The organism is Bdellovibrio sp. NC01 (genome assembly GCF_006874625.1).
GTDB lineage: Bacteria > Bdellovibrionota > Bdellovibrionia > Bdellovibrionales > Bdellovibrionaceae > Bdellovibrio.
In genome coordinates, this window is record NZ_CP030034.1 from 1,403,076 (window position 1) to 1,422,801 (window position 19,726).

Below are 19,726 nucleotides of genomic sequence, written 5' to 3' on the forward strand. Positions count from 1 at the left end.
GCCGACACTCTTTTTATAGTTCTGATCGCGATTTGGAATTAATGACTCGATAACAGTTCGAATATAACACCACTTCCAGCCAAAACCCCGCTCGCACAAGAAAGTAGAACAGACTGAGCCATAGCCACGGAATCTCCACAAGCATAAACACCACGGACAGTCGTGCCCCCGCGCTCATTGATTTTATAAAGACCAAACTCATTCACCTCGCATCCAAGCTTTTCACCCAGCGAGGACTTCTGAATAAACGGGAATTCTGCCGCATAAAAAAGATAATCCCGATCTATAGATGTCCCATTCTCTAACACGACCGCTTGGAGTCGTTCGTCAGAGTACGTAAAAGAAGAAATTTTTTGCTGTATTACAGTAATATTTTTGCGCGCCAATACCTCCAATTGCTCAGAGGAAAACGGATGACCACCGTCCGTGAAGACCACAAGATTAGACGCCAAGCTTTCAATCAATGGCAAGGAGTGAAACGCGAAGCCATTTTTTACAAGCATGCCTAAGCGTGAGCCGCGAATTTCGTAGCCGTGACAAAACGGGCAGTGGAAAATCGCTTTGCCCCAAAGTTCTTGAAAACCTGAAATTGGAAGCATGCGATCTTTAACTCCATAAGCAAGAATGATTTTCTTCACAACAACCGAAGTGCCCGAAGAAAGTTCGGCACGAAAACCATCCGTCAGTTTCTCAATGTATGAGACAGTGCCGTGAAAAGGGGAGATAGAGGGATACTTTTCCAGATCCTTTCTGGCCAAGCGGCGCCATTCAGCGGGATGAATGCCGTCATGAGAAGGGAAGTTGTTTACGTGCGCTGACGGCAGATTGCGTGGATGGTTATCATCGCAAAGAAGTGCCGTGCGGTGGATTCGTCCCAACGTTAGAGCAGCAGTTAAGCCTCCAGGGCCGCCGCCTACAATTAAAACCTCATAATCGAATTTCATATTAAAGCTCCTTTTTAACGACTTCAGACTCGGTTTAAGAATATCACCTGGCTCTGCAGACGATAATTCCCCAGTTTATTGACTAATTGATACTTTTTAGGTATTAATAGATTATGGACTTTGGAAAGCTAAAAGCCTTTATCGTCGTGGCCGAAGAACTGAACTTCCGCAAAAGTGCAGAAATTCTGGGAATGTCTCAACCACCACTCACTCGTCTTATTTCATCTCTTGAAAAAGAATTGGGAACAAAGCTCTTTGAGCGCACCACGCGTTCTGTACAACTGACGGGTGCTGGCGTTCTACTTTTGAAGGAGGCTCGAGAAATTGCTGGGGCCTTATCGCGAATAGAAACAGAAGTTCGTGCCGCGGGCAGGATGAAGGCGGGCACTTTAAAAATCGGTTTTTCCAGAACCGCATTTATGGCTCGTTTTCCAGATCTGATTGAAGAGTTTCAACGACGTTGTCCAAAAATAAAATTGGAATTGCAGGAGGTTTCCAGTCAAGACCTACTTAAAAAAGTCGAAGCCGGTCGCTATGACGTGGGCTTTGTCGAAGCGGTGACTTCTTTCCCGGGGCTTGCAAATCAAGAGGTGTTGCAAGAAAACTTAGGTGTACTTTTGCCTCTAAAACATCCACTCGCTAAGAAAAAAGAAATTCACCTGCACGAACTTAAAAATGAAACGATTATTCTGCATCATCGTAAAGAGGCCGAAGAGTTTCATGATCGCATTTCACATCTCATGAAGGGGATTGCGAAAAGTCCTAAAATATACATTAAAGCAGAAGGTGAGAGTTGTCCGATTTTAGTGGCGATGGGTAAAGGTGTGTCGCTGACGATTGCGAACGCAACGAATTTTGCACCGGAACACACGCGTTTTGTGCCGATTAAAGATATGTTCATGCCAGTGCATGTATTTTGGCGCCCCGGAGCAGAAGATGCCTCTTTAAAAACTTTTATCAGCTTCATCGCAGAAAAAGAAGCCGTCTTGACGAAAAATACGCAATGTCTTTACCTGGCAAGCGATAAATCACACTAGCCGTAAAGCTGCGCCGGAGAAACGCCGCAATCCATTTTCTTGAAAAAAATAAAACTCCCTTCGCCCAAACTTAGGGCTCCAGAGAAGCGTTTATCAAAACGCATGCGCATAGCGCCCACTTCTTGGGACACTTCATCGGATTGTAACGGAGAGCTTTAAACTTCAAAAGGACCTTTAATAGTTTTCATAATTAAAGAATATAAAAGTTTTAGAACAAGAAAAGAAAATGCGCACGATGAAAGTGCGCATCGAATTAAATCAGCGAAAACTATTTCGTGAAACCTTTTACACCATCAAACAACAGACCGATGGTCACATAGCCGCCACTTAAATCTAATTCATCAATTCTGCTATCCACATTGCCTGAACGTTTGAAGCTGCTGGCTTTGTTGTATTCATATCCAGCTTCGACGACGAAGAAGAACTGCTTATAACCGACCGCTGCGGATACGCCCGCTGCCGCATACGGTGATGCCGCCCAGCCATCGCCAGCACTGGCTTTCAATTCACCATCTTGTGATGCGGTTTTAACTTTGAAAGTCGTGTTTGTCCCACCAACGCCAACAAATGCGTCTGCTAGGAACGTATCACTTTTTACGAAAGGAGTGCGCGCCACTAACAACAACGCATCTTGATCCACTTGTTGAATATAATCTGTCGCTTCATTCGAAGGATTCTCATCCAATGAGACGATACGTTTCGAATAGCGAACACCGACATTCAAATGCGACATCAATGGATAAGTAATCTCTAGACCCAGCTGAGTTGATTTGTCGATTTTTTGCAGACCTTGCGCTTCAGTCACGTCATTAACATTTTTAGGATCGACGGACGTCACACCGACAAACAAGCGTGCTTGTACGGGGAATTCAGCAGCATAAAGTTTAGAAGAAAAGACAGTCGTAAGTGCCAGCGAACCAAGTAACAGAATTTTTTTTGTCATAGAGGATTCCTTCTGACTTAGTTTTTCAAACGACATTGATATTCAGCAAGTCTAAACAAAATGTCCGGGACCATTTTTAATGAAGTCCCATTTAAAAATTCGAGGAATCCCTAGAATTAAAAAGCCCCTGCGAATGCAGAGGCCTTAATATTGATAAAGTATTTTAAGTTTGCGCGACTAGCGCCTAGGTCAAAAGGTCGTTACCCATAGACTTGCGAAGCCGAATAGCCGCAATCAACTTTTCTGAAAGGAATAAATTCAACCTCTGAAATATGAAGCTTCGAATAAACGACAGCACTAGAAAATCCAAACGGCTCGGCATCCGCATTAGCGAATGCAAACACGGCTTCAGAAACTCCAGTAAAAGCCATCGCGGCTAAACACATCGGGCAAGGTTGGCCGCTTGCGTAAATCGTACAGCCACGCAAATCAAGATTGCGCGTGCTCATGGTTGCCGACCGAATCGCTTCCATCTCTGCATGGGAAGAGGGATCAAACGTTGTCAGAATGTTATTCACGCCTTTAGCGATGATCTGTCCGTCTTTAACCAGCAGTGCGCCAAAAGGTCTTCCGCCTTTTTTGCGATTTTCGATCGCTAATTCGACAGCTTGCTTTAAAAAATCTTTTTCGCTCATAAAATTCCCGACTCAATAGAATAATTGAAAGTATAAAAGTGCTGACCGTTGACGATCTCGATAGTCATTTCACCTTTCAAGTTCGTCAGTTCACCGTTGCCAGTTCCCGGAATCACTTCAATTGTTTGTTTCTGTGCCCCTGCATCCATCGTGCAGCTGTGCTGAAAACAAAATGAACCAGATCTGCCTTCAATGCTGCCAGTGATTTTTTCGATGGCGACATAGCCGCCTGAAGAACCGTTTAAAATTCCCATCATCGATACAACACCCGTTGCTGCAAAGGGGCCTGAGAATGTTTTATCAAAACGCATGCGCATAGCACCTGTCGCTTGGGAAACTTCGTCAGCTGGCAGGGGAGTGCTTTTAACTTCGAAAGAACCTTTAATTGTTTTCATAACCACAAGCCTAACAGAAACTTCAGATAACAAGGATAAAAAAAAGCCCCGGCATTTCTGCAGGGGCTTTGTAAGTTTTAAATAGGAGTCGATGTTAGTTGTTAAACAACGGTTTTACCCAAAGAGTTTGCTCACGACCAGGTCCCACTGAAATCACATCGATCGGTGTGCCCAATTGCGAACCAACGTAATCGATGTAGTTCGTTGTTGGACGAGGAAGATCAGAAAGTGTTTTTACTTTCGTCAAATCTTCTTTCCAACCTGGAAGCCATTCGATGATCGGTTCCACTTTTTCCAATTCGTACGGAGACGTTGGAAGTTCTGTGATGATTTCGCCATTCAATTTGTAAGCTGTGCACACGCCCAAACGATCATGACCAGTCAAAACGTCAATCTTCATCATCGCTAAGTTTGTGATGCCGTTAACACGAATCGCGTATTTCAACGCAACAAGATCCAACCAACCGCAACGACGCGCGCGACCTGTTGTTGAACCGAATTCGTGACCGTCAGCTTGAATTTTTGAACCCGTTTCATCAAACAGTTCAGTCGGGAACGGACCGCTACCAACGCGAGTTGTGTAAGCCTTGAATACGCCGATCACTTTGTTGATGCTCATTGGACCAATGCCCGCTGACGCACACGCGTTTGAAGCCAATGTTGAAGAGCTTGTTACAAACGGGTACGTGCCGTGAAGAACGTCAAGCATTGTCCCTTGCGCACCTTCGAACATCACGCGTTTGCCAGCTTTGATGGCTTTAGAGATAAACAACGCACAGTCTTTAGAGCGGTATGGAGCCAACTCGTCAGCAAGCACAGCCAAATCGTTCATCAACTCATCAATGTTGAAGCCTGTCGTTTTATAATAATTTTCCAAGATGAAATTGCGCTCACGCAAAGCCAATTCCAATTTTTTACGCAAAGATTCGCGATCGAAAAGATCACCGAACAAAACAGCACGGCGAGAAGCGCGGTCTTCATAAGCAGGACCGATGCCTTTGCCAGTTGTTCCGATTTTTTCATCACTTAATGCTGATTCGCGAGCCGCATCCAAAGCCTTGTGATAAGGAAGGATCACAGTTGCGGTATCAGAGATCATCAATTGTTTTGGATTTTGCAAAAGGCCTGATTCTTTAAGACCTTTGATTTCTTTGCTGATGGCAGAAACGTCAATCACCACACCAGAAGCGATCACGCATGTTGTTTCAGGACGAAGAATTCCCGAAGGAACCAAGTGAAGAATTGTTTTCTGGCCGTTAACGACCAATGTGTGACCTGCGTTTGCACCACCTTGGTAGCGCACAACCATGTCTGCTTTTTCTGCAAACACGTCGATCAATTTACCTTTACCTTCATCGCCCCATTGAGCGCCGACAACCACAACTCCAGACATACCAAAACCCCTCAAAGACTGTACCGGGTTGTTAGCTAGAGCCGGTACCCATGAACTATCTTTTAAGAGTTTGTCAGAGGCAAGTTTTTATTCGCCTTTAAATCCAGTTGCTCCGTACCAAGGCGTTCTTGGCGGGAGAGTGTCAGAAGTGCTGCCATCAATAAAGAAGGCTGAAAGCTTATTAGCTGCAACCTGAGAGGCTTTAAAGAACGCATCTTCAGTATTTGCTCCAATATGTGGAGTCAAAATTACGTTGGGATATGTCAAAAGATTTGAGTTTCTGTTTAGTGGCTCTTTTTCAAAAACATCCAAGCCCACGGAACGCAACCAACCTTTTTCAAGAGCCTCACACAGGTCGTTTTCGTTTATCACCGAGCCACGCGATGTATTGATCAGCACAATCCCACGGTGGATGTATTCAAAGTGCGAGCGGTTTAACATGTTGTCTGTTTCCAGAGTGCGTGGCACGTGGAAGCTTAAAACGTCAGCAGTTTTTAAAACCTCTTCGTAACTTAAACGGGGAATTTTTAAACGTTCAAACACGTCATCATCGACATACGGGTCGTAAGCAACGACGTTCATGCCGAAAGCTTGTGCAATTTCAGCGACACGACTGCCGATGCGGCCTAAACCGACAATGCCGTAAGTGCGACCACACAATTCAATACCCGTAATAAGATCGCGTTTCCAATCGCCGGCCTTCACCATTTTGAATGCTTGCGGAATATTGTTCACACAATTCAAAACCAAGCCCCACGTCAATTGCGCTGCTGATTCAATATTGGCAGTCGGGGTGTGCATAACCGTGACGCCCCATTTTTCTGTCGCATCCAAATCGATATGATCAAAACCGCTTGTGCACGTGATGATCAATTGCAATTGACGGGCTTTTTGTAAAAGCTCTTCGTTAATTTTAGTGCGGCTACGAATAACCAGACAGTTCGCCGTCACTAAGTGTTCAAGGGGCAGGTGTTGCGGATGATCCGAACGTACGACTTCAAAATGGCTTTGTTGTTGTAAATACAAAAAGCTGTCTTGCGCGAAACGATCTGTGATCAAAATCTTTTTCTTCATGGATTTTGCTCCAACCACTTGCGTGCTTCATCCACCACAGAAGAGATTTGTTCCAAAGAAATGCATTCGCTATCGAAATGACGAAGTGTTAGACCAAGACATTCTAGCAAGCGGAGCATCTCTTGATCTTGGATGTAGCCCATGTGACCGACGCGAATGATTTTACCTTTCGCTTGATCTTGGCCACCCATAATTGTGATGTTGTGAACTTCTTCAAGATGCAGACGAATTTTTTGTCCATCCATCTGCGGTGGAACAGTCAAAGCCGTGACAGAATCACTCGGTGCCTGGGCATACAGAGTAAAACCTAATTGCTGCGCAAAAATACGCGTCACTTCCGCACGACGATGAATCGTGTGAAAAAGTTTATCCAAACCTTGAGTCGCAATCAGGCCTAAAACCACATCCAGCGCGCGAATGATCGCCACGTTTGAAGAATAAAAAGTTTCGCCGGCGCCGTTTGCTTTTTTCTCTTTGCGAACGTCAAAATAATAACGTGGAAATTTAGCGTTCTCGATAAACTTCCAGGCTTTTTTAGAAAAAGAAATAAACGCCATGCCTGTCGGCAACATGAATGCTTTTTGCGAGCCTGCGACCAGACCGTCAATTTTCCATTCGTCCATCGGCAGGGGATATGCACCTAAGGCTGTGATCGCATCAACTAAGAACAAGGTGTCAGCATAGCCGTCAATCACTTGTGCAAGTTCTTTAATGGGGTGAGCAACGGCTGTTGAAGTTTCGCAAGCTTGGCAAAGGACCGCGCGCGTATCAGGATTTGCTTTTAAGTGAGCAGCGACATCAGACACTTTAACGGCTTCGCCCCATGGAACGTTGATGATCGTCACGATCGCACCATATGTTTTCGCCATGTCGGCCCAACGCTCACCAAATTTTCCAGAGACAATTGCCAGAACTTTATCGCCCGGAGAAAGCGTATTCACTAACAACGCTTCCATTCCGCCAGAACCCGTTGCCGTCAAAAGATAAACGTCTTCTTGCGTTTGAAAAACGGTTTTAATATTCGTCAAAACGCGCTTCAAAATTTTATCAAATTCAGGAGTGCGGTGGTGAATCATCGGCAGTGCCAAGGCTTTACGCACCTCAGGATGAAGATTCACGGGCCCCGGAGCTAATAAGCTGTAATCTGAAGCATTTGGAGATGTCATTTTTCTTCCTTGATATCTTGATAAATTTATACTCAACTGGGTTCGTGGACGCAATCTTTAAAGCTTTTCGTATCTCTATGATTCTTTCGCTTTTCCTCTGTGGATGTGCCTATCACTTAGGCGCTGCAAGTCGCAGTATTCCAGGTGGCTATAAGCAAATTTCTGTGCCGGTTTTTAAAAATAAAACTCAGGAAACAGGAATCGAAGTGTCATTTACAAATGCCATGATTCAAGAGTTTCAACGTTCACGTGTTGCGCGTGTTGTGGACAACTCTTTGTCCGAAGTTGCGGTGATCGGTTCAATCGATAACATTCAATACTTGCCTGGAGCGAAACGTCTATCAGGTGACTCTGCAACTCCTTATTTGCCTAACGGTTCAGCACTCGCTTCAGAGTATCGTATTCTTTTAACGGTGACAGTGCGAGTGGTTCGTCAAGCAGACGGAACTGAATTGTGGAAAGGCTCCTTCAACGGTGAGCGAACTTACCAAGCTCCACAGGTGACGCTTGCAGGCGTAAACTCGGTGAATCCTCTTTACAATCTTTCTGCACGCAGGCAAAACATTGACGTCATGGCGAGCGACCTTATGCTCGAGGCCCATGACCGCATCACTGAGAATTTTTAGCGTGCGCCATAAAATGCCGGATCCTTCGTTGCTTCGTCGTCGCTGTACTAGCAGTACAGCTTCCTCCTAGCGCCTCGGCTCCGACATTTTCTGACACACTTAGTTTGGTGATAAATTAACAACTTGTTGGCACTGATTTAATGGCGATTATTGATGCTCAGAAATTTTATCGAGATCTTGAGAAGGGGCAGTTGGCTCCTCTTTATTTCTTGTTTGGTGAAGAGCCTTATTTGCTGAATCAAAGTGTTGAGCGCTTCAAGTACGCCGTTCTGAATGAAGGCGCCATCGATTTCAACTACAGTCTTTTTTATGCAAGCGATGCGGACGTTGTTGCCGTTCGTGATGCTGTTGAAACTTTGCCGATGATGGCTCCGCGCCGTTTGGTGATCTTGAAAGAAGCCCAAGAATTAAACGATAAAGAGTGGACTCAATTAGAGCCGCTGATCGACAACGCTGTTGATTCGACAGTGTTTGTGATTCTTGCAACTCGTGTAGATAAACGTAAAAAACAAATCCGTGCACTGCTTGATAAAGCTGAATGCGTGGAATTTAAAAAGCCTTACGAAAATCAGATCCCGTCTTGGATCAACTACATCGCACAAAGCCTTGGTCTTACGATCAGCAACGAAGCGATTCACCTTCTTCATAAATTAGTGGGTCATCATCTGACTGAAATTGAAGGGGAGCTGAAAAAGCTTGGTGAGTTTATCGAGGGCGCACGTCGTATTGAAGTGTCTGATGTGGCGCAAGTGGTATCCCGTTCAAAAGAAGAAAACGTTTTCGATTTCACCAAAGCTATCGGTGAAAATGATCGCGTCAAAGCGCTTGAACACTTGGTGCACTTGTTAGATCAAGGCCAAAACGAAATCGGTATCGTGTCGTTGGTAGCGCGCCATGTGCGCATCTTGCTGACAGTAAAAAAAGGTATGGATGAAGGATTGCATGGGGCGAAGCTTGCGCACTATGCCCAAGTGCCTCCGTACTTCCTTGATACTTATACAGATCAATCACGTCGCTGGACTGCCAAAAAGCTTGAGCAAACTCTCGTGGTTCTTTCTGAGACAGATAAAGCCTTGAAGTCTTCACCATTGTCTAGTCACATCTGGCTTGAAAACATGGTTTTGAAAACTTGCGGTTCGCAAGCGGCCGTTTAAGTTAAGATCCTCCTCTGAAAATCCGATAAGTCCCTTAAGATGACTATGAAGTTTGATTACGAAGATAAGGGCCATTTTCGCCGTCAGTACCCACGACGTGCGATGAAACGCAAAGCCGGTGTGCTTTGTGACGGTTCTTATTTTGTCTGTGAAACAGGTGAAATCGGTGAGGGTGGTATGGCCATCGTCTCTGATTTTGTTTTGACAGAGGGTCACGAACTTGTGGTCAGTCTGCAAATCCCATCAGGTGATTTTGTGTTCTTACGCGCGGTTGTGCGTTCGACTCGTCAAAGAGAAGACCATAAGGTCGTTCACGGTCTGAGCTTCGCGGATATCGCATTTTCGATCAAACGTCAGATCCGTGCCTTCGTATCAGCACGCGCTGACTCTATCGCAAGCTAATCAACATATCTGACAAAGCACTGAGTTTTGCGGGGCCGGAAAATAGAAAACGCCAGCGGCGCCGCCACTGACGTTTTTATTTTTTAAGCTTTGTGCTCTATCAACAGAAACTATTTAGTTGCTGTAGCGCGAACAGAAAGACGGCTGATCTTGCGAGAAGCAGTTTCTTTCTTCATAACGCCAGTTTTAGCAGCTTTCATCACTTGAGAAGTGAAAGCCTTCAACAACTCAGGAAGAGCTTTAAGGTCTTTTGCTTCGATAGCTTTAACTAGTTTTTTCTCAGCTGTTTTAACTGTGCTTTTACGAGCGTTGTTAACTGCTGTTTTACGGATAGACTGACGAGCTCTTTTTGCTGCAGACTTATGATTTGCCAAGGGATATTCCTCCAAAGTAATCTTTTTTAGACGAACCATAGGGGTTAACATAGGGTGTCTGTCGAAGCAAGCCATTTAACCAAACAGAACGAATCTGACCACAAAAAGGTGCTGAAAAGGGCCTTTTTCATGGCGTCGGGCACCTTAACAAGCCGAATTTTGGGCTTATTCCGCGATATGGCGTTGGCGGCTCTGTTTGATCGAGCGATCACGGACGCGTGGACTGCGGCGTTCCGTTTACCCAATCTGTTCCGCCGTCTGTTCGGTGAAGGCTCCCTTTCTGTGAGTTTTATTCCCGTTTTCATGGAAGCCAAAAGCGAAGATGCATCGGGCGTTCGCGCACAAAATTTGATCAATGCGCTTTATACCGTTCTGCTGATCTTCCTGGGGTCCCTCACAGTATTGGGCATCATCTTTATGGAGCAAGTGCTGGGAGTGTTATTAACTTCGCAGTACATGGCTGACACGGAACGCTGGTTACTGACGGTGCGTATGGCGCGCTTGATGTTTGGTTTTGTGTATTTCGTGTGTAGTTATGCTTACTTCATGGGGATTTTAAATGCCCTAGGAAGTTTCGGCCTACCGGCCGTCGCACCGGCGCTTTTAAATATTTCAATGCTGGTATTTACATTCATGCCGCCATCATGGTTTGCACAAGCGGGTGATGGACTTGCGTGGGGTGTGCTGGTTGGTGGCGTGTTGCAATCATTGGTGTTGTGGTTGGCGCTGAAGGCGCGTGGATATCTGCCGCGTTTGCAATTTGCTTTTAAAAATTCCGATCTAAAAAAAGTTTTAGTGAATATGGTGCCGGGTCTTTTGGGTATGGGCTTGTTGCAACTGACGACGTTAGTGAATTTGCATTTCGCAAGTGCACTCGGGCAGGGGGCGATTTCCTATATTTATTGGGCCGATCGTTTGTTAGAGCTGCCACTGTCGCTGGTATCAATCAGTCTGGGGGCTGCGTTGTTGCCGACCTTGAGTGATTTATATATTCGCAAAGAGCATTCTTACTTCGCGGATACTTTGCAGAAGAATTTTCTGTTCACGTTCTTTTTAGCGTGGCCCGCAGCTTTAGGTTTGTTCTTTTTAAGTCAGCCGATTGTTGAAGTGTTATTTAAGCGCGGTGCTTTTTCAGACGGTGATGCGCGCGCAACCGCCATCGTTTTGCAAGTTTATGCGCTAAACTTATTATTTGTTTCAGGTGTGCGCATTATTGCTCCGGCCTTTTATGCCGTGAAAAACACGTGGTTGCCCGCGGTCGCAGCCGTGTTGTCGCTGGTTCTTCATATCGCGTGGGCGCCGTGGTGGATTTCTCGAGCGGGATTGCAGGGCTTAGTTGTTTCAAGCTTGTGTGCTGTGATCGTGCAGTTTGTGGTGATGATGCTTGCAATGCATTTCATGGTTACAAAAATAAAGTGGCTGCAAACTTCAGCTGAGCTCGGCAAAATGTTTTTGGCGGGATGTGCCTTGGTCGGCGCCGTGCAGATTTACGCGGTCTTAGAAAAAGCAGGTGTTCCATCGCAATTGGTGAATTTAGCACTGGCAATCTTGCTGGGGGCCGGGGCGTATACAGTCGTGGCTCTTGGACTGCGCTTAGAACAAGCGCGGCTTTTGTGGGCCGCGCTTCGTAGGAAGTTTTAGAATCCTTGTACAGAACCTAGCTTATGATTGCGATCGGGGAAGGTAATGACTTTGCTTTTTTCTGGCGCATCGTCATTATTTGCATTTTGCTCTTTATCGCCGGTAATGACTTCTTTAAGTGATAATGTGACCTTCTGATTTCCTTCACTCAAAGCTTTTAAGTCTGACGTTGTTGCGGCGATTTCTTCAGCGGAAGCGGCATTTGCTTGTGTCGCCTGATCCAATTGATTCATTGCTTGGCTGATTTGTTCAATACCAGTTGCTTGTTCCGTACTTGCGACAGAGATTTCGTTATTTAGTTCAGAAACTTTTTTGACCGAAGTTACGATGCTTGTCAAAGCGCTGCCACTGCGATCGGCGATACGAGTTCCTTCTTGCACATGCTCGACCGAGTCTTTGATAAGGTTCGTGATATCTTTCGCTGCGGCGGCACTTCTTTGTGCCAAGGATCTGACAGCTTCCGCAACGACTGCAAAACCTTTACCTTGATCGCCAGCGCGAGCAGCTTCAACAGCGGCATTTAGTGCCAATAGATTTGTTTGGAAGGCGATGTCATCAATCACGTTGATGATCTCTTCAATTTTACGGGAAGAGTCGTGGATTTCATGCATGCTTTTTACTAGCAATTTGATTTCGCGTTCGCCGTTTTCAGCGGATTGGCGCGAAGTCACTGACAATGCGGCTGCCTCACGCGCATGTTGGGAATTCAATTTTACCATTGATGAAAGTTCTTCTAGGGATGCGACAGTTTCTTCAAGAGAAGCGGCAGCTTCGGTTGAAGTTGTAACCAGCGAAGAACCGGCGTGATTTAGATGTGCAATCGTGCCTTTCACTTTGCCACCAGATTCGGCAATTTGTTGCACAAGTCCATTCAGATAATTGGAAAGACGATTGCCAAGGAAAACCATAAACGCGAACACGGCAATACTGGCAAGTAAGATCACACCGATCATCAATTTCAAGCCAGTGGATTTGATAAACGCTGCTTGTTGTTCATCGCTTGCAGCCACTTGCTGATAGATTTTAATAACGCCAGTGTTGAATTCTGCAACTTTAAGATTGGTGATGCGGAATTCTTTGCGTAGCAGGTCTTTAGCTTGTTCCCATTTTTGTGGATCTTGAGTTTCAGCCAAGGCGTAAATCTGTGCCATCTGTTTTTGGATATCTTGAATGTCGGGTTTGAATTTATCGTGTAGGGCTGTTTCTTCAGGCGTGTCTGAAGTTTTTGTATACTTATCGTAGTTCTCGCTGAATTCAGCCATCGCGTCTTTGGCTTGCGTAATATAGAAGTTATGAAGTTGCATGTCTTTGGCTTCGTCAACCGCAGCCCAGATGTTGTAGCCGAATTTATTGCGTGACTGGCGCATCTCATTTTGTGTGGTCAGATTCGGTAGAACATCACTTTCCGCGCTGTCCATTAAGCCATAGATCATCGTGAAGCCACGTGAAGCGATGTAAAACATCAAAGCAAAACCGGCGAGGGGAATCAAAGCAGTTTTTAAAAGACGGCCGCGTAGACCTTTGAACCATTTGCTGAAACTCATAACGTACTCCTTGCTGAAGAAGCAGAAACGAAGTCGTCTGCAAAACCTCTCACCAGATGTGAGTTATTTTGGAGAAGTCTTCATTAAACTCTTCGGAGGCTAAGGAAATTTTTGGAGAGGCCTTTGACGACTTTTTAACCTCGGAGGACATAGCAATCTTTGGGTGAGTCAGAAACGAAAAACTTATTCGTGAAAGTGCACGAGAGTGAAACGCTTTTGTTGAAAGATCATTGAGTGACTCATAAAAAAGAGCTGATGATTAGAGGCGCAAATAAACAAAAAGGCCTCTTGCGAGGCCTCATTGTGACGGTTGGAAGTGGAAAACCCGTCATGAAATTTCTGAGTAAACTCTTAGAATCCGTCTGTTGTGCCCACTTTGCGGTGGTCATCTTCAAATGGAATCACTTCAGAAGCTGCAGAAGGTTTTGCCGAGTGACCTTGTGGAGCAGGCTTTTGTTTGAAGCTGACGACATTTGATTTTTTAGCAAATGGTTTCGTCGTAGACGCTTTTGCAGTTGCGCCAACTGGAATTTCTGCTGTCACAGTTGTTGAACCCAAGATCACGTTATTCAATTCGATCGTTAAGTTCTGATTCACCATCGCAAGGTTGTTGATCTCGCCACTTGTTGCGGCGATTTCTTCTGCAGACGCTGCGTTTGATTGCGAAGCTTGATCCAATTGGTTCATGGCTTTGCTGATCTGCTGAATACCTGTTGTTTGTTCGGAACTTGCTGCTGCGATTTCGTTATTCAAATCAGATACTTTTTTGATTGAGTTTACGATATTCGCAAGAACAGTGCCTGACTTATCAGCGATTTGGCTGCCGTTATCAATTTGGTGAACTGATTCTTTGATCAAAGACGAGATGTCTTTTGCTGAAGCCGCAGATCTTTGTGCAAGGGCACGAACTGCTTCCGCAACAACCGCGAAACCTTTACCTTGTTCACCGGCACGAGCTGCTTCAACTGCGGCGTTTAGTGCCAACAAGTTTGTTTGGAAAGCGATATCGTCGATAACCGAGATAATTTCTTCGATTTTCTTAGATGATTGAGAAATGTCGTTCATTGATTCGATCAATGATTTGATTTCGCGTTCACCAACTTCAGCCGCATCACGAGAAGAAGCTGACAATGAAGCCGCTTGTTTCGCGTTGTCTGAATTCATTTGTACCATTGAAGTCATTTCTTCAAGAGCTGCAACAGTTTCTTCCAAAGAAGCCGCCGCTTCAGTTGAAGATTGTGACAAGCTGTTACCTGCTTCATTCAATTGTTCAACTGAAGAAGCAACTTGGCCACCAGCAGTTGAAAGGCGTTCTGCGATAGAGCTTACTGATTTAGATACAGTTGCTGCCAACCACATCAAAAGACCGAAGATAAGGAAGCTTGCACATAGGGTAGTGAAGATTAACATGTTTGAAACGGAAGCGACAGTAACGTCAGCTTCTTTGTTTTCAGCTTGAGCACGTGATACATAGCCAAGAGTTGTGTCGCGAGTGAATCCACCAGCGATGTCACCAGCACTTGAAAAGTCACCTTTAAGCAGCGTTTTTAATTGTGCTTTGCTTTCCGGAGTATTGGCATTGGCTGTATCAACCATTTTCTTCATCGCGTTGATCAAAACTGCGAATTTGTCTTTAACAGCTTCGTAGTTTTTCTTTTCTTCGCCTGAAAACGGGGACTCCGTATATTTTTTGTAGTTCGTTTCATACTCTGCCAAACCTTGAGTCATACCTTTTAATGCATCAGTACGATCATCGTTATTTTCAGACATGATATAGTTCCAAGTCATGAAACCAAATTTATTGCGGGCCTGGCGCAATTCATTCAATGCAACGATATTGGGAATGATTTCGGAGTGAGCACTGTCGATAACGACATTTAACTTATCTGTGCCTCTGTTTGAGATAACATAAAGAACGCTGAAACCAATAACCGGGATCACTGCCGCACCTAGAAGGCGACCTTTAATACCTTTAAACCAACTTGAAAACGAAGAGGACTGATTCATTAATTATGCTCCTTGATGATGAGAAACCTTTCGGAAAGGTCATAAAAGGAGCTAAGGTCTGGGGACATGAATTCATGTCATGTCCCCTGTGTCTTGTCTCAGATTCTGGGGCTAGAAGCCGTCTGTCGATCCTACTTTTGCTCTATCATCGTCATCAAAAGGAATCATTTCTGAAGAAGGTGATGACTTTTTAGGCATTGATGACGCAGATGCCTTTTTCATTGGCAGTACGTTGCTCTTTGCAGGTGTTGAAAAGGATTTTGGTTTTGCGACCTTTACTTCACGTTCAACAGGGTGATGATCCACTTCGCTGCCACCAAGAACGACTTTGTTCAATTCCACTGTTAGATTTTCAGTCGTCGTTGCAAGGTTTGCGATCTCGCCGCTTGTTGCGGCGATTTCTTCAGCCGAAGCTGCATTTGATTGTGAAGATTGATCCAACTGATTCATCGCTTTGCTGATTTGTTGGATGCCGGTTGTTTGTTCAGAACTTGCTGCTGCAATTTCGTTATTCAAATCGGAAACTTTTTTAATTGAGTTCACGATGTTTGAAAGAACAGTGCCAGACTTGTCAGCTATTTCACTGCCACGATCAATTTGCGATACGGAGTCTTTAATCAAAGATGAGATATCTTTCGCTGAAGCCGCAGATCTTTGTGCTAGAGCGCGTACTGCTTCCGCAACGACTGCGAATCCTTTACCTTGCTCACCAGCACGAGCTGCTTCGACAGCCGCATTGAGGGCCAACAAGTTTGTTTGGAAAGCGATATCGTCAATAACAGAGATGATCTCTTCGATTTTTTTCGACGACTGTGAAATTTCCGTCATCGATTTGATCAATGTTTGAATTTCATGCTCACCAGATTCAGCAGATTCTTTTGATGAAATTGACAATGTCGCTGCTTGTTTGGCGTTGTCCGAGTTCATTTGTACCATCGAAGTTAACTCTTCAAGGGCCGCCACTGTTTCCTCAAGAGATGCCGCTGCTTCTGTAGAAGATTGTGACAAGCTATTGCCGGCTTCATTTAATTGTTCAACCGCTGTTGCAACTTGCGCGCTAGAATTCGTCAGACGATCTGCGATCGAACCCACCGAATTTGAGATCTTTGCAGCAATCCATAGTAAAAGAGCGCTGATGCCGAATGCGGCAAAGCAGGAAACGAGAATAAGCAGGTTAAATACCTCGCTTCTTGTTGAAGCGGCGATAACGGCTTCTTCGCTGGCTTTTTGTTGATACAATGCTGCGACGTCGCGGTTGAAGTCGCGAACCACGTTGCCATGTTTCGTAAAGTCACCTTCAAGAAGCACGATGGCTTCTTTCATTTTCGCAGGATCTTTTGTTTCTAAAAGATCTTTGATTTTATTCATTGCTGAAACAAGCTCAGGAACGGAAGCCTTGCCTTTATTGTGAATTTCGTCTTCACCAGGAATGAAGGGCGCGTCGGCATATTTTTTATAGTTATCAGAAAACTCCTTAATCGCTTCTTCAGCTGCTTTAAGTGATTTTTCGCGTTTTTCTGGATTCTCATTGTTAAGCTGTACTTCTAATGCCTTGTAGCCGAACTTATTGCGCGACTGGCGCATTTCTCCGAGGTAAAACAAATTTGGAATAACTGTTTTTTGAGCTGTCGAAAGAATATCGTTTGTACGATCAAGACCTCTCATTGCGACAGAGAATAGGATCGCAAAACCAATAAACGGGATAATGGCTGCTATTAGCAGGCGACCTTTGATCCCTTTAAACCATGAACTCAAGAAACCGTTTTTCATTTTAATAAGCTCCCATAAAAATTTGTTTTAAAAATGTTCAACACTTCTTGATCGGTTTTTTACTGAATCTTGTTAAGGGCCAGAACGATTACAAATCAAAGGCCCTTAAAATCGAAAAGGCTCCTGGACCAACCAGAAGCCTTCGCCTTTGTTTAACATGTTTTTGTTGAGTCTAGAAACCCTCAGTCGTTCCAACACGTGACTGATCGTAATGAGATGTCTTCGTTTGAGTCGCCGGAAACTTCAAAACATTTTTCGGGGCTGACTTCTTGCCTGGACTAGACTCTGCTGCAATCGCAGATTCAGTCGGGTGGTTGTCGCGACCTAAAATCACCGTATTCAATTCAACAGTTAGGTTCTGAGAAGTCATCGCCAAGTTATTGATCTCGCCACTGGTTGCAGCGATCTCTTCCGCAGAGGCCGCATTGGACTGTGACGACTGATCTAATTGATTCATCGCTTTGCTGATCTGTTGAATGCCTGTCGTTTGTTCTGAACTTGCTGCCGCGATTTCGTTGTTCAAATCAGAAACTTTTTTGATGGAGTTCACGATATTCGCAAGCACTTCGCCGCTACTGTCTGCGATGCGACTGCCGCGATCAACTTGATCGACAGAGTCTTTAATCAGCGCAGAAATATCCTTAGCTGAAGTGGCTGATCTTTGCGCCAGGGCGCGAACGGCTTCTGCCACAACTGCGAATCCTTTACCTTGTTCACCCGCACGTGCGGCCTCAACCGAAGCATTCAATGCGAGCAGATTCGTTTGGAAAGCGATGTCATCAATAACTGAAATGATCTCTTCGATTTTTTTCGAAGATTGAGAAATTTCGCTCATGGATTTGATTAACGATTTAATTTCAGATTCACCACGCTCGGCTGCTTCTTTCGAAGAAGACGATAGGGCAGCGGCTTGTTTCGCATTATCTGAATTCATCTGCACCATCGAAGACATTTCTTCAAGGGCCGCGACGGTTTCTTCAAGTGAAGCGGCGGCTTCAGTGGATGATTGGGACAGGCTATTGCCAGCTTCATTAAGTTGTTCTACCGAAGTGGCTACGTTGTTGCCTGCAGTTGTCAGACGACCGGCGATCGAAGCGACTGATGAAGATACTCGGTGAGCCAAGAATAAAAGAATGGCGAAAACGAAGAAGCAGGCAAGTACTGTCGTGATGATAATGTTGCGAGTTGCCGAAACAATCAGGTTTTCACCTTCTTCAGCATAGCGTTCCGTATAGCCATTATAAACTTTCAACGCTGTTTGCGTCATCGTGTTCATAATAGAACCCAATTCCCAAAGACGTCCGTCAAGTTGTCGTTTAACCTCTTCATAGTTTTCTGGCTTACCGGATTCTGCTAGATCCACGCACTTATTCAAAAGAGCAATGTATTCATCATAAACGGCTTTACCCTTGTCATCGCTAGCGTTGAGCTCTTCAGGCGATGGCACTTCCATGTAGGTTTTGTAACCGGCTTCGAATTCTTTGATGGCATCACGTGCAAGCTTCGCGCGAGCCATGCGTTTTTCTTCCGTCGGCATGTTCATCGCAGCCCACACTTGATAGCCATATTTATTGCGGGCTTGGCGCATTTCTCCGATACCTTGAAGGTTCGGAATCATTTCGCGATTGGCTGTTTTAAGTAAAAAACCAAGGCGATCGAAGTTCGTATGAGCGATCGTAAATACAACGGCAAAACCAATAACGGGAAGGACTGCCGCAAATAGCAGCTTGCCCTTGATGCCACGAAACCATGTGGACAATGAGGAGTTCATGAAAAGATCCTTTCAGAGGAGTGACTGAAAGAGCTTTCGGAATTTTCCATCTCGGGAAGAGATTGGGATCCTAAATTACTTATCACGTCCACTCTGTCCGCCACTTGTGTCGTGGTCAAAAAAATAAAAAACGGAGAAACTTCTCAGTTTCTCCGTTCAATTATTTATTCGGTCTTAAATTTTTTCAGAGTTTATTTTACTTCAGCCAAAGAGTTGTAAGAGTCGCTGATCTTTTGCTGTCTTTCAACTTCTTTGCTCCAACGTTTAACTTCACCTTGGTAGCCTTGCTGTTTTGCTTTCCACTCTTTTTCTTCGCTTGCTAGATTACGAAGTTTGCCATTCACTTGTTCGTTTTGTTCTTTCAAGCTTTGCGCACGTGAATTCCAGATTTTCTTTTCTTCCTGCAACTGATTCATCTGCGCTTGGTAGTCAGCAACGTTAGCTTGACGTTTCTTTTGGTTTTCTTTGATCTTTGCGATCATCGCTTCGTACTCGGCAATCTTTTGATTTTCCATTTCCGTTTGCGATTTTTCGTTATTGATCAAAGCTGTGATCTCTTTTTCTTGAGATCCCACTTTTGTCATAGCTTGGTTGTTTTCTTCCATTTGGTTTTGAACTTGTTTTTGTTGGCCCTCAACCTGTGACTTGGCTTTATTCACTTCGCCCAAGTTGCCTTCAACAGTTTTCAGGTTCTTTTCGTACTCAGTAAGATTGGATTTAGAGTTGTTAAGGTTGGCTTTGATGCGCTCCAAGCCTTCTTTCGCAGAATTCTGGGCGAAAGCCGATGAACCCATCAAAAGTGCTAAAGTCATTGTTGTCATTGTTTTAGAGATTTTCATCTTGAAAGTCC

Annotated in this window: 18 protein-coding genes; 5 read left to right on the plus strand and 13 right to left on the minus strand. The window is 44.8% G+C overall.

All coding sequences use genetic code 11. The annotated features are described in order from the left end of the window. Positions 1-38 precede the first annotated feature (38 nt). Positions 39-944, minus strand: coding sequence for an NAD(P)/FAD-dependent oxidoreductase (locus DOE51_RS06730; RefSeq protein ID WP_142695785.1), 906 nt, complete (start codon positions 942-944; stop codon positions 39-41). Positions 945-1,057: 113 nt separating this feature from the next. Here DOE51_RS06730 and DOE51_RS06735 point away from each other — a divergent pair, with 113 nt between their 5' ends. Further along, positions 1,058-1,981, plus strand: a complete 924-nt coding sequence (locus DOE51_RS06735) for a LysR family transcriptional regulator (protein WP_142695786.1) — start codon at positions 1,058-1,060, stop codon at positions 1,979-1,981. A gap of 268 nt (positions 1,982-2,249) precedes the next feature. On the opposite strand, the gene DOE51_RS06740 is transcribed toward DOE51_RS06735, so the two are convergent. The 6 genes from DOE51_RS06740 to DOE51_RS06765 form a co-directional block, all read right to left on the minus strand. Beyond that, positions 2,250-2,924: a hypothetical protein gene (locus DOE51_RS06740; RefSeq protein ID WP_142695787.1), complete on the minus strand. Its 675-nt coding sequence runs from the start codon at positions 2,922-2,924 to the stop codon at positions 2,250-2,252. Between the two features lie 200 nt (positions 2,925-3,124). Then, complete coding sequence (locus tag DOE51_RS06745; RefSeq protein ID WP_142695788.1) at positions 3,125-3,559, minus strand: nucleoside deaminase; 435 nt, start codon at positions 3,557-3,559, stop codon at positions 3,125-3,127. After that, positions 3,556-3,954: a DUF3224 domain-containing protein gene (locus DOE51_RS06750; RefSeq protein WP_142695789.1), complete on the minus strand. Its 399-nt coding sequence runs from the start codon at positions 3,952-3,954 to the stop codon at positions 3,556-3,558. The genes DOE51_RS06745 and DOE51_RS06750 overlap by 4 nt, the downstream gene beginning before the upstream one ends. 94 nt (positions 3,955-4,048) lie before the next feature. Next, the gene (locus DOE51_RS06755; RefSeq protein ID WP_142695790.1) at positions 4,049-5,347 is read right to left on the minus strand and encodes an adenylosuccinate synthase; all 1,299 of its coding nucleotides are present in this window, start codon (positions 5,345-5,347) and stop codon (positions 4,049-4,051) included. 87 nt (positions 5,348-5,434) lie between these two features. Continuing rightward, on the minus strand, positions 5,435-6,421 hold the full coding sequence (locus DOE51_RS06760) for a D-2-hydroxyacid dehydrogenase (RefSeq protein WP_142695791.1): 987 nt from the start codon (positions 6,419-6,421) through the stop codon (positions 5,435-5,437). Then, positions 6,418-7,587 (minus strand): alanine--glyoxylate aminotransferase family protein, encoded by a 1,170-nt coding sequence (locus DOE51_RS06765; protein ID WP_142695792.1) that lies wholly within the window; start codon positions 7,585-7,587, stop codon positions 6,418-6,420. The genes DOE51_RS06760 and DOE51_RS06765 overlap by 4 nt, the downstream gene beginning before the upstream one ends. Before the next feature lie 44 nt (positions 7,588-7,631). On the opposite strand from DOE51_RS06765, the gene DOE51_RS06770 reads away from it, so the two are divergent. From DOE51_RS06770 to DOE51_RS06780, 3 genes are all read left to right on the plus strand, one after another. Continuing rightward, positions 7,632-8,213, plus strand: a complete 582-nt coding sequence (locus DOE51_RS06770; protein ID WP_142695793.1) for an LptE family protein — start codon at positions 7,632-7,634, stop codon at positions 8,211-8,213. A 191-nt stretch (positions 8,214-8,404) separates the two neighbouring features. Beyond that, positions 8,405-9,367 (plus strand): DNA polymerase III subunit delta, encoded by a 963-nt coding sequence (holA, locus tag DOE51_RS06775; RefSeq protein ID WP_246845438.1) that lies wholly within the window; start codon positions 8,405-8,407, stop codon positions 9,365-9,367. A gap of 45 nt (positions 9,368-9,412) precedes the next feature. Continuing rightward, positions 9,413-9,769, plus strand: coding sequence for a PilZ domain-containing protein (locus tag DOE51_RS06780; RefSeq protein WP_168196401.1), 357 nt, complete (start codon positions 9,413-9,415; stop codon positions 9,767-9,769). A 110-nt stretch (positions 9,770-9,879) separates the two neighbouring features. Here the strand turns inward: DOE51_RS06780 and rpsT are convergent, their stop codons facing one another. After that, positions 9,880-10,143, minus strand: coding sequence for a 30S ribosomal protein S20 (gene rpsT, locus DOE51_RS06785; protein WP_142695796.1), 264 nt, complete (start codon positions 10,141-10,143; stop codon positions 9,880-9,882). Between the two features lie 108 nt (positions 10,144-10,251). Between rpsT and murJ the strand changes: the two genes are divergently transcribed. After that, positions 10,252-11,784 (plus strand): murein biosynthesis integral membrane protein MurJ, encoded by a 1,533-nt coding sequence (murJ, locus tag DOE51_RS06790; protein ID WP_256373181.1) that lies wholly within the window; start codon positions 10,252-10,254, stop codon positions 11,782-11,784. Here the strand turns inward: murJ and DOE51_RS06795 are convergent. From DOE51_RS06795 to DOE51_RS06815, 5 genes are all read right to left on the minus strand, one after another. Further along, on the minus strand, positions 11,781-13,328 hold the full coding sequence (locus DOE51_RS06795; RefSeq protein ID WP_142695798.1) for a methyl-accepting chemotaxis protein: 1,548 nt from the start codon (positions 13,326-13,328) through the stop codon (positions 11,781-11,783). The genes murJ and DOE51_RS06795 overlap by 4 nt on opposite strands. A 351-nt stretch (positions 13,329-13,679) precedes the next feature. After that, positions 13,680-15,335 carry a methyl-accepting chemotaxis protein gene (locus DOE51_RS06800; protein WP_142695799.1) on the minus strand — a complete coding sequence of 552 codons (1,656 nt, stop codon included), beginning with the start codon at positions 15,333-15,335 and terminating at the stop codon, positions 13,680-13,682. A 111-nt stretch (positions 15,336-15,446) separates the two neighbouring features. Then, complete coding sequence (locus DOE51_RS06805; RefSeq protein ID WP_142695800.1) at positions 15,447-17,105, minus strand: methyl-accepting chemotaxis protein; 1,659 nt, start codon at positions 17,103-17,105, stop codon at positions 15,447-15,449. A gap of 172 nt (positions 17,106-17,277) precedes the next feature. After that, entirely contained in the window at positions 17,278-18,876 is a 1,599-nt protein-coding gene (locus DOE51_RS06810) for a methyl-accepting chemotaxis protein (RefSeq protein ID WP_142695801.1), read from the minus strand. A 191-nt stretch (positions 18,877-19,067) separates the two neighbouring features. Then, on the minus strand, positions 19,068-19,715 hold the full coding sequence (locus DOE51_RS06815; protein ID WP_168196402.1) for a hypothetical protein: 648 nt from the start codon (positions 19,713-19,715) through the stop codon (positions 19,068-19,070). Positions 19,716-19,726 lie beyond the last annotated feature (11 nt).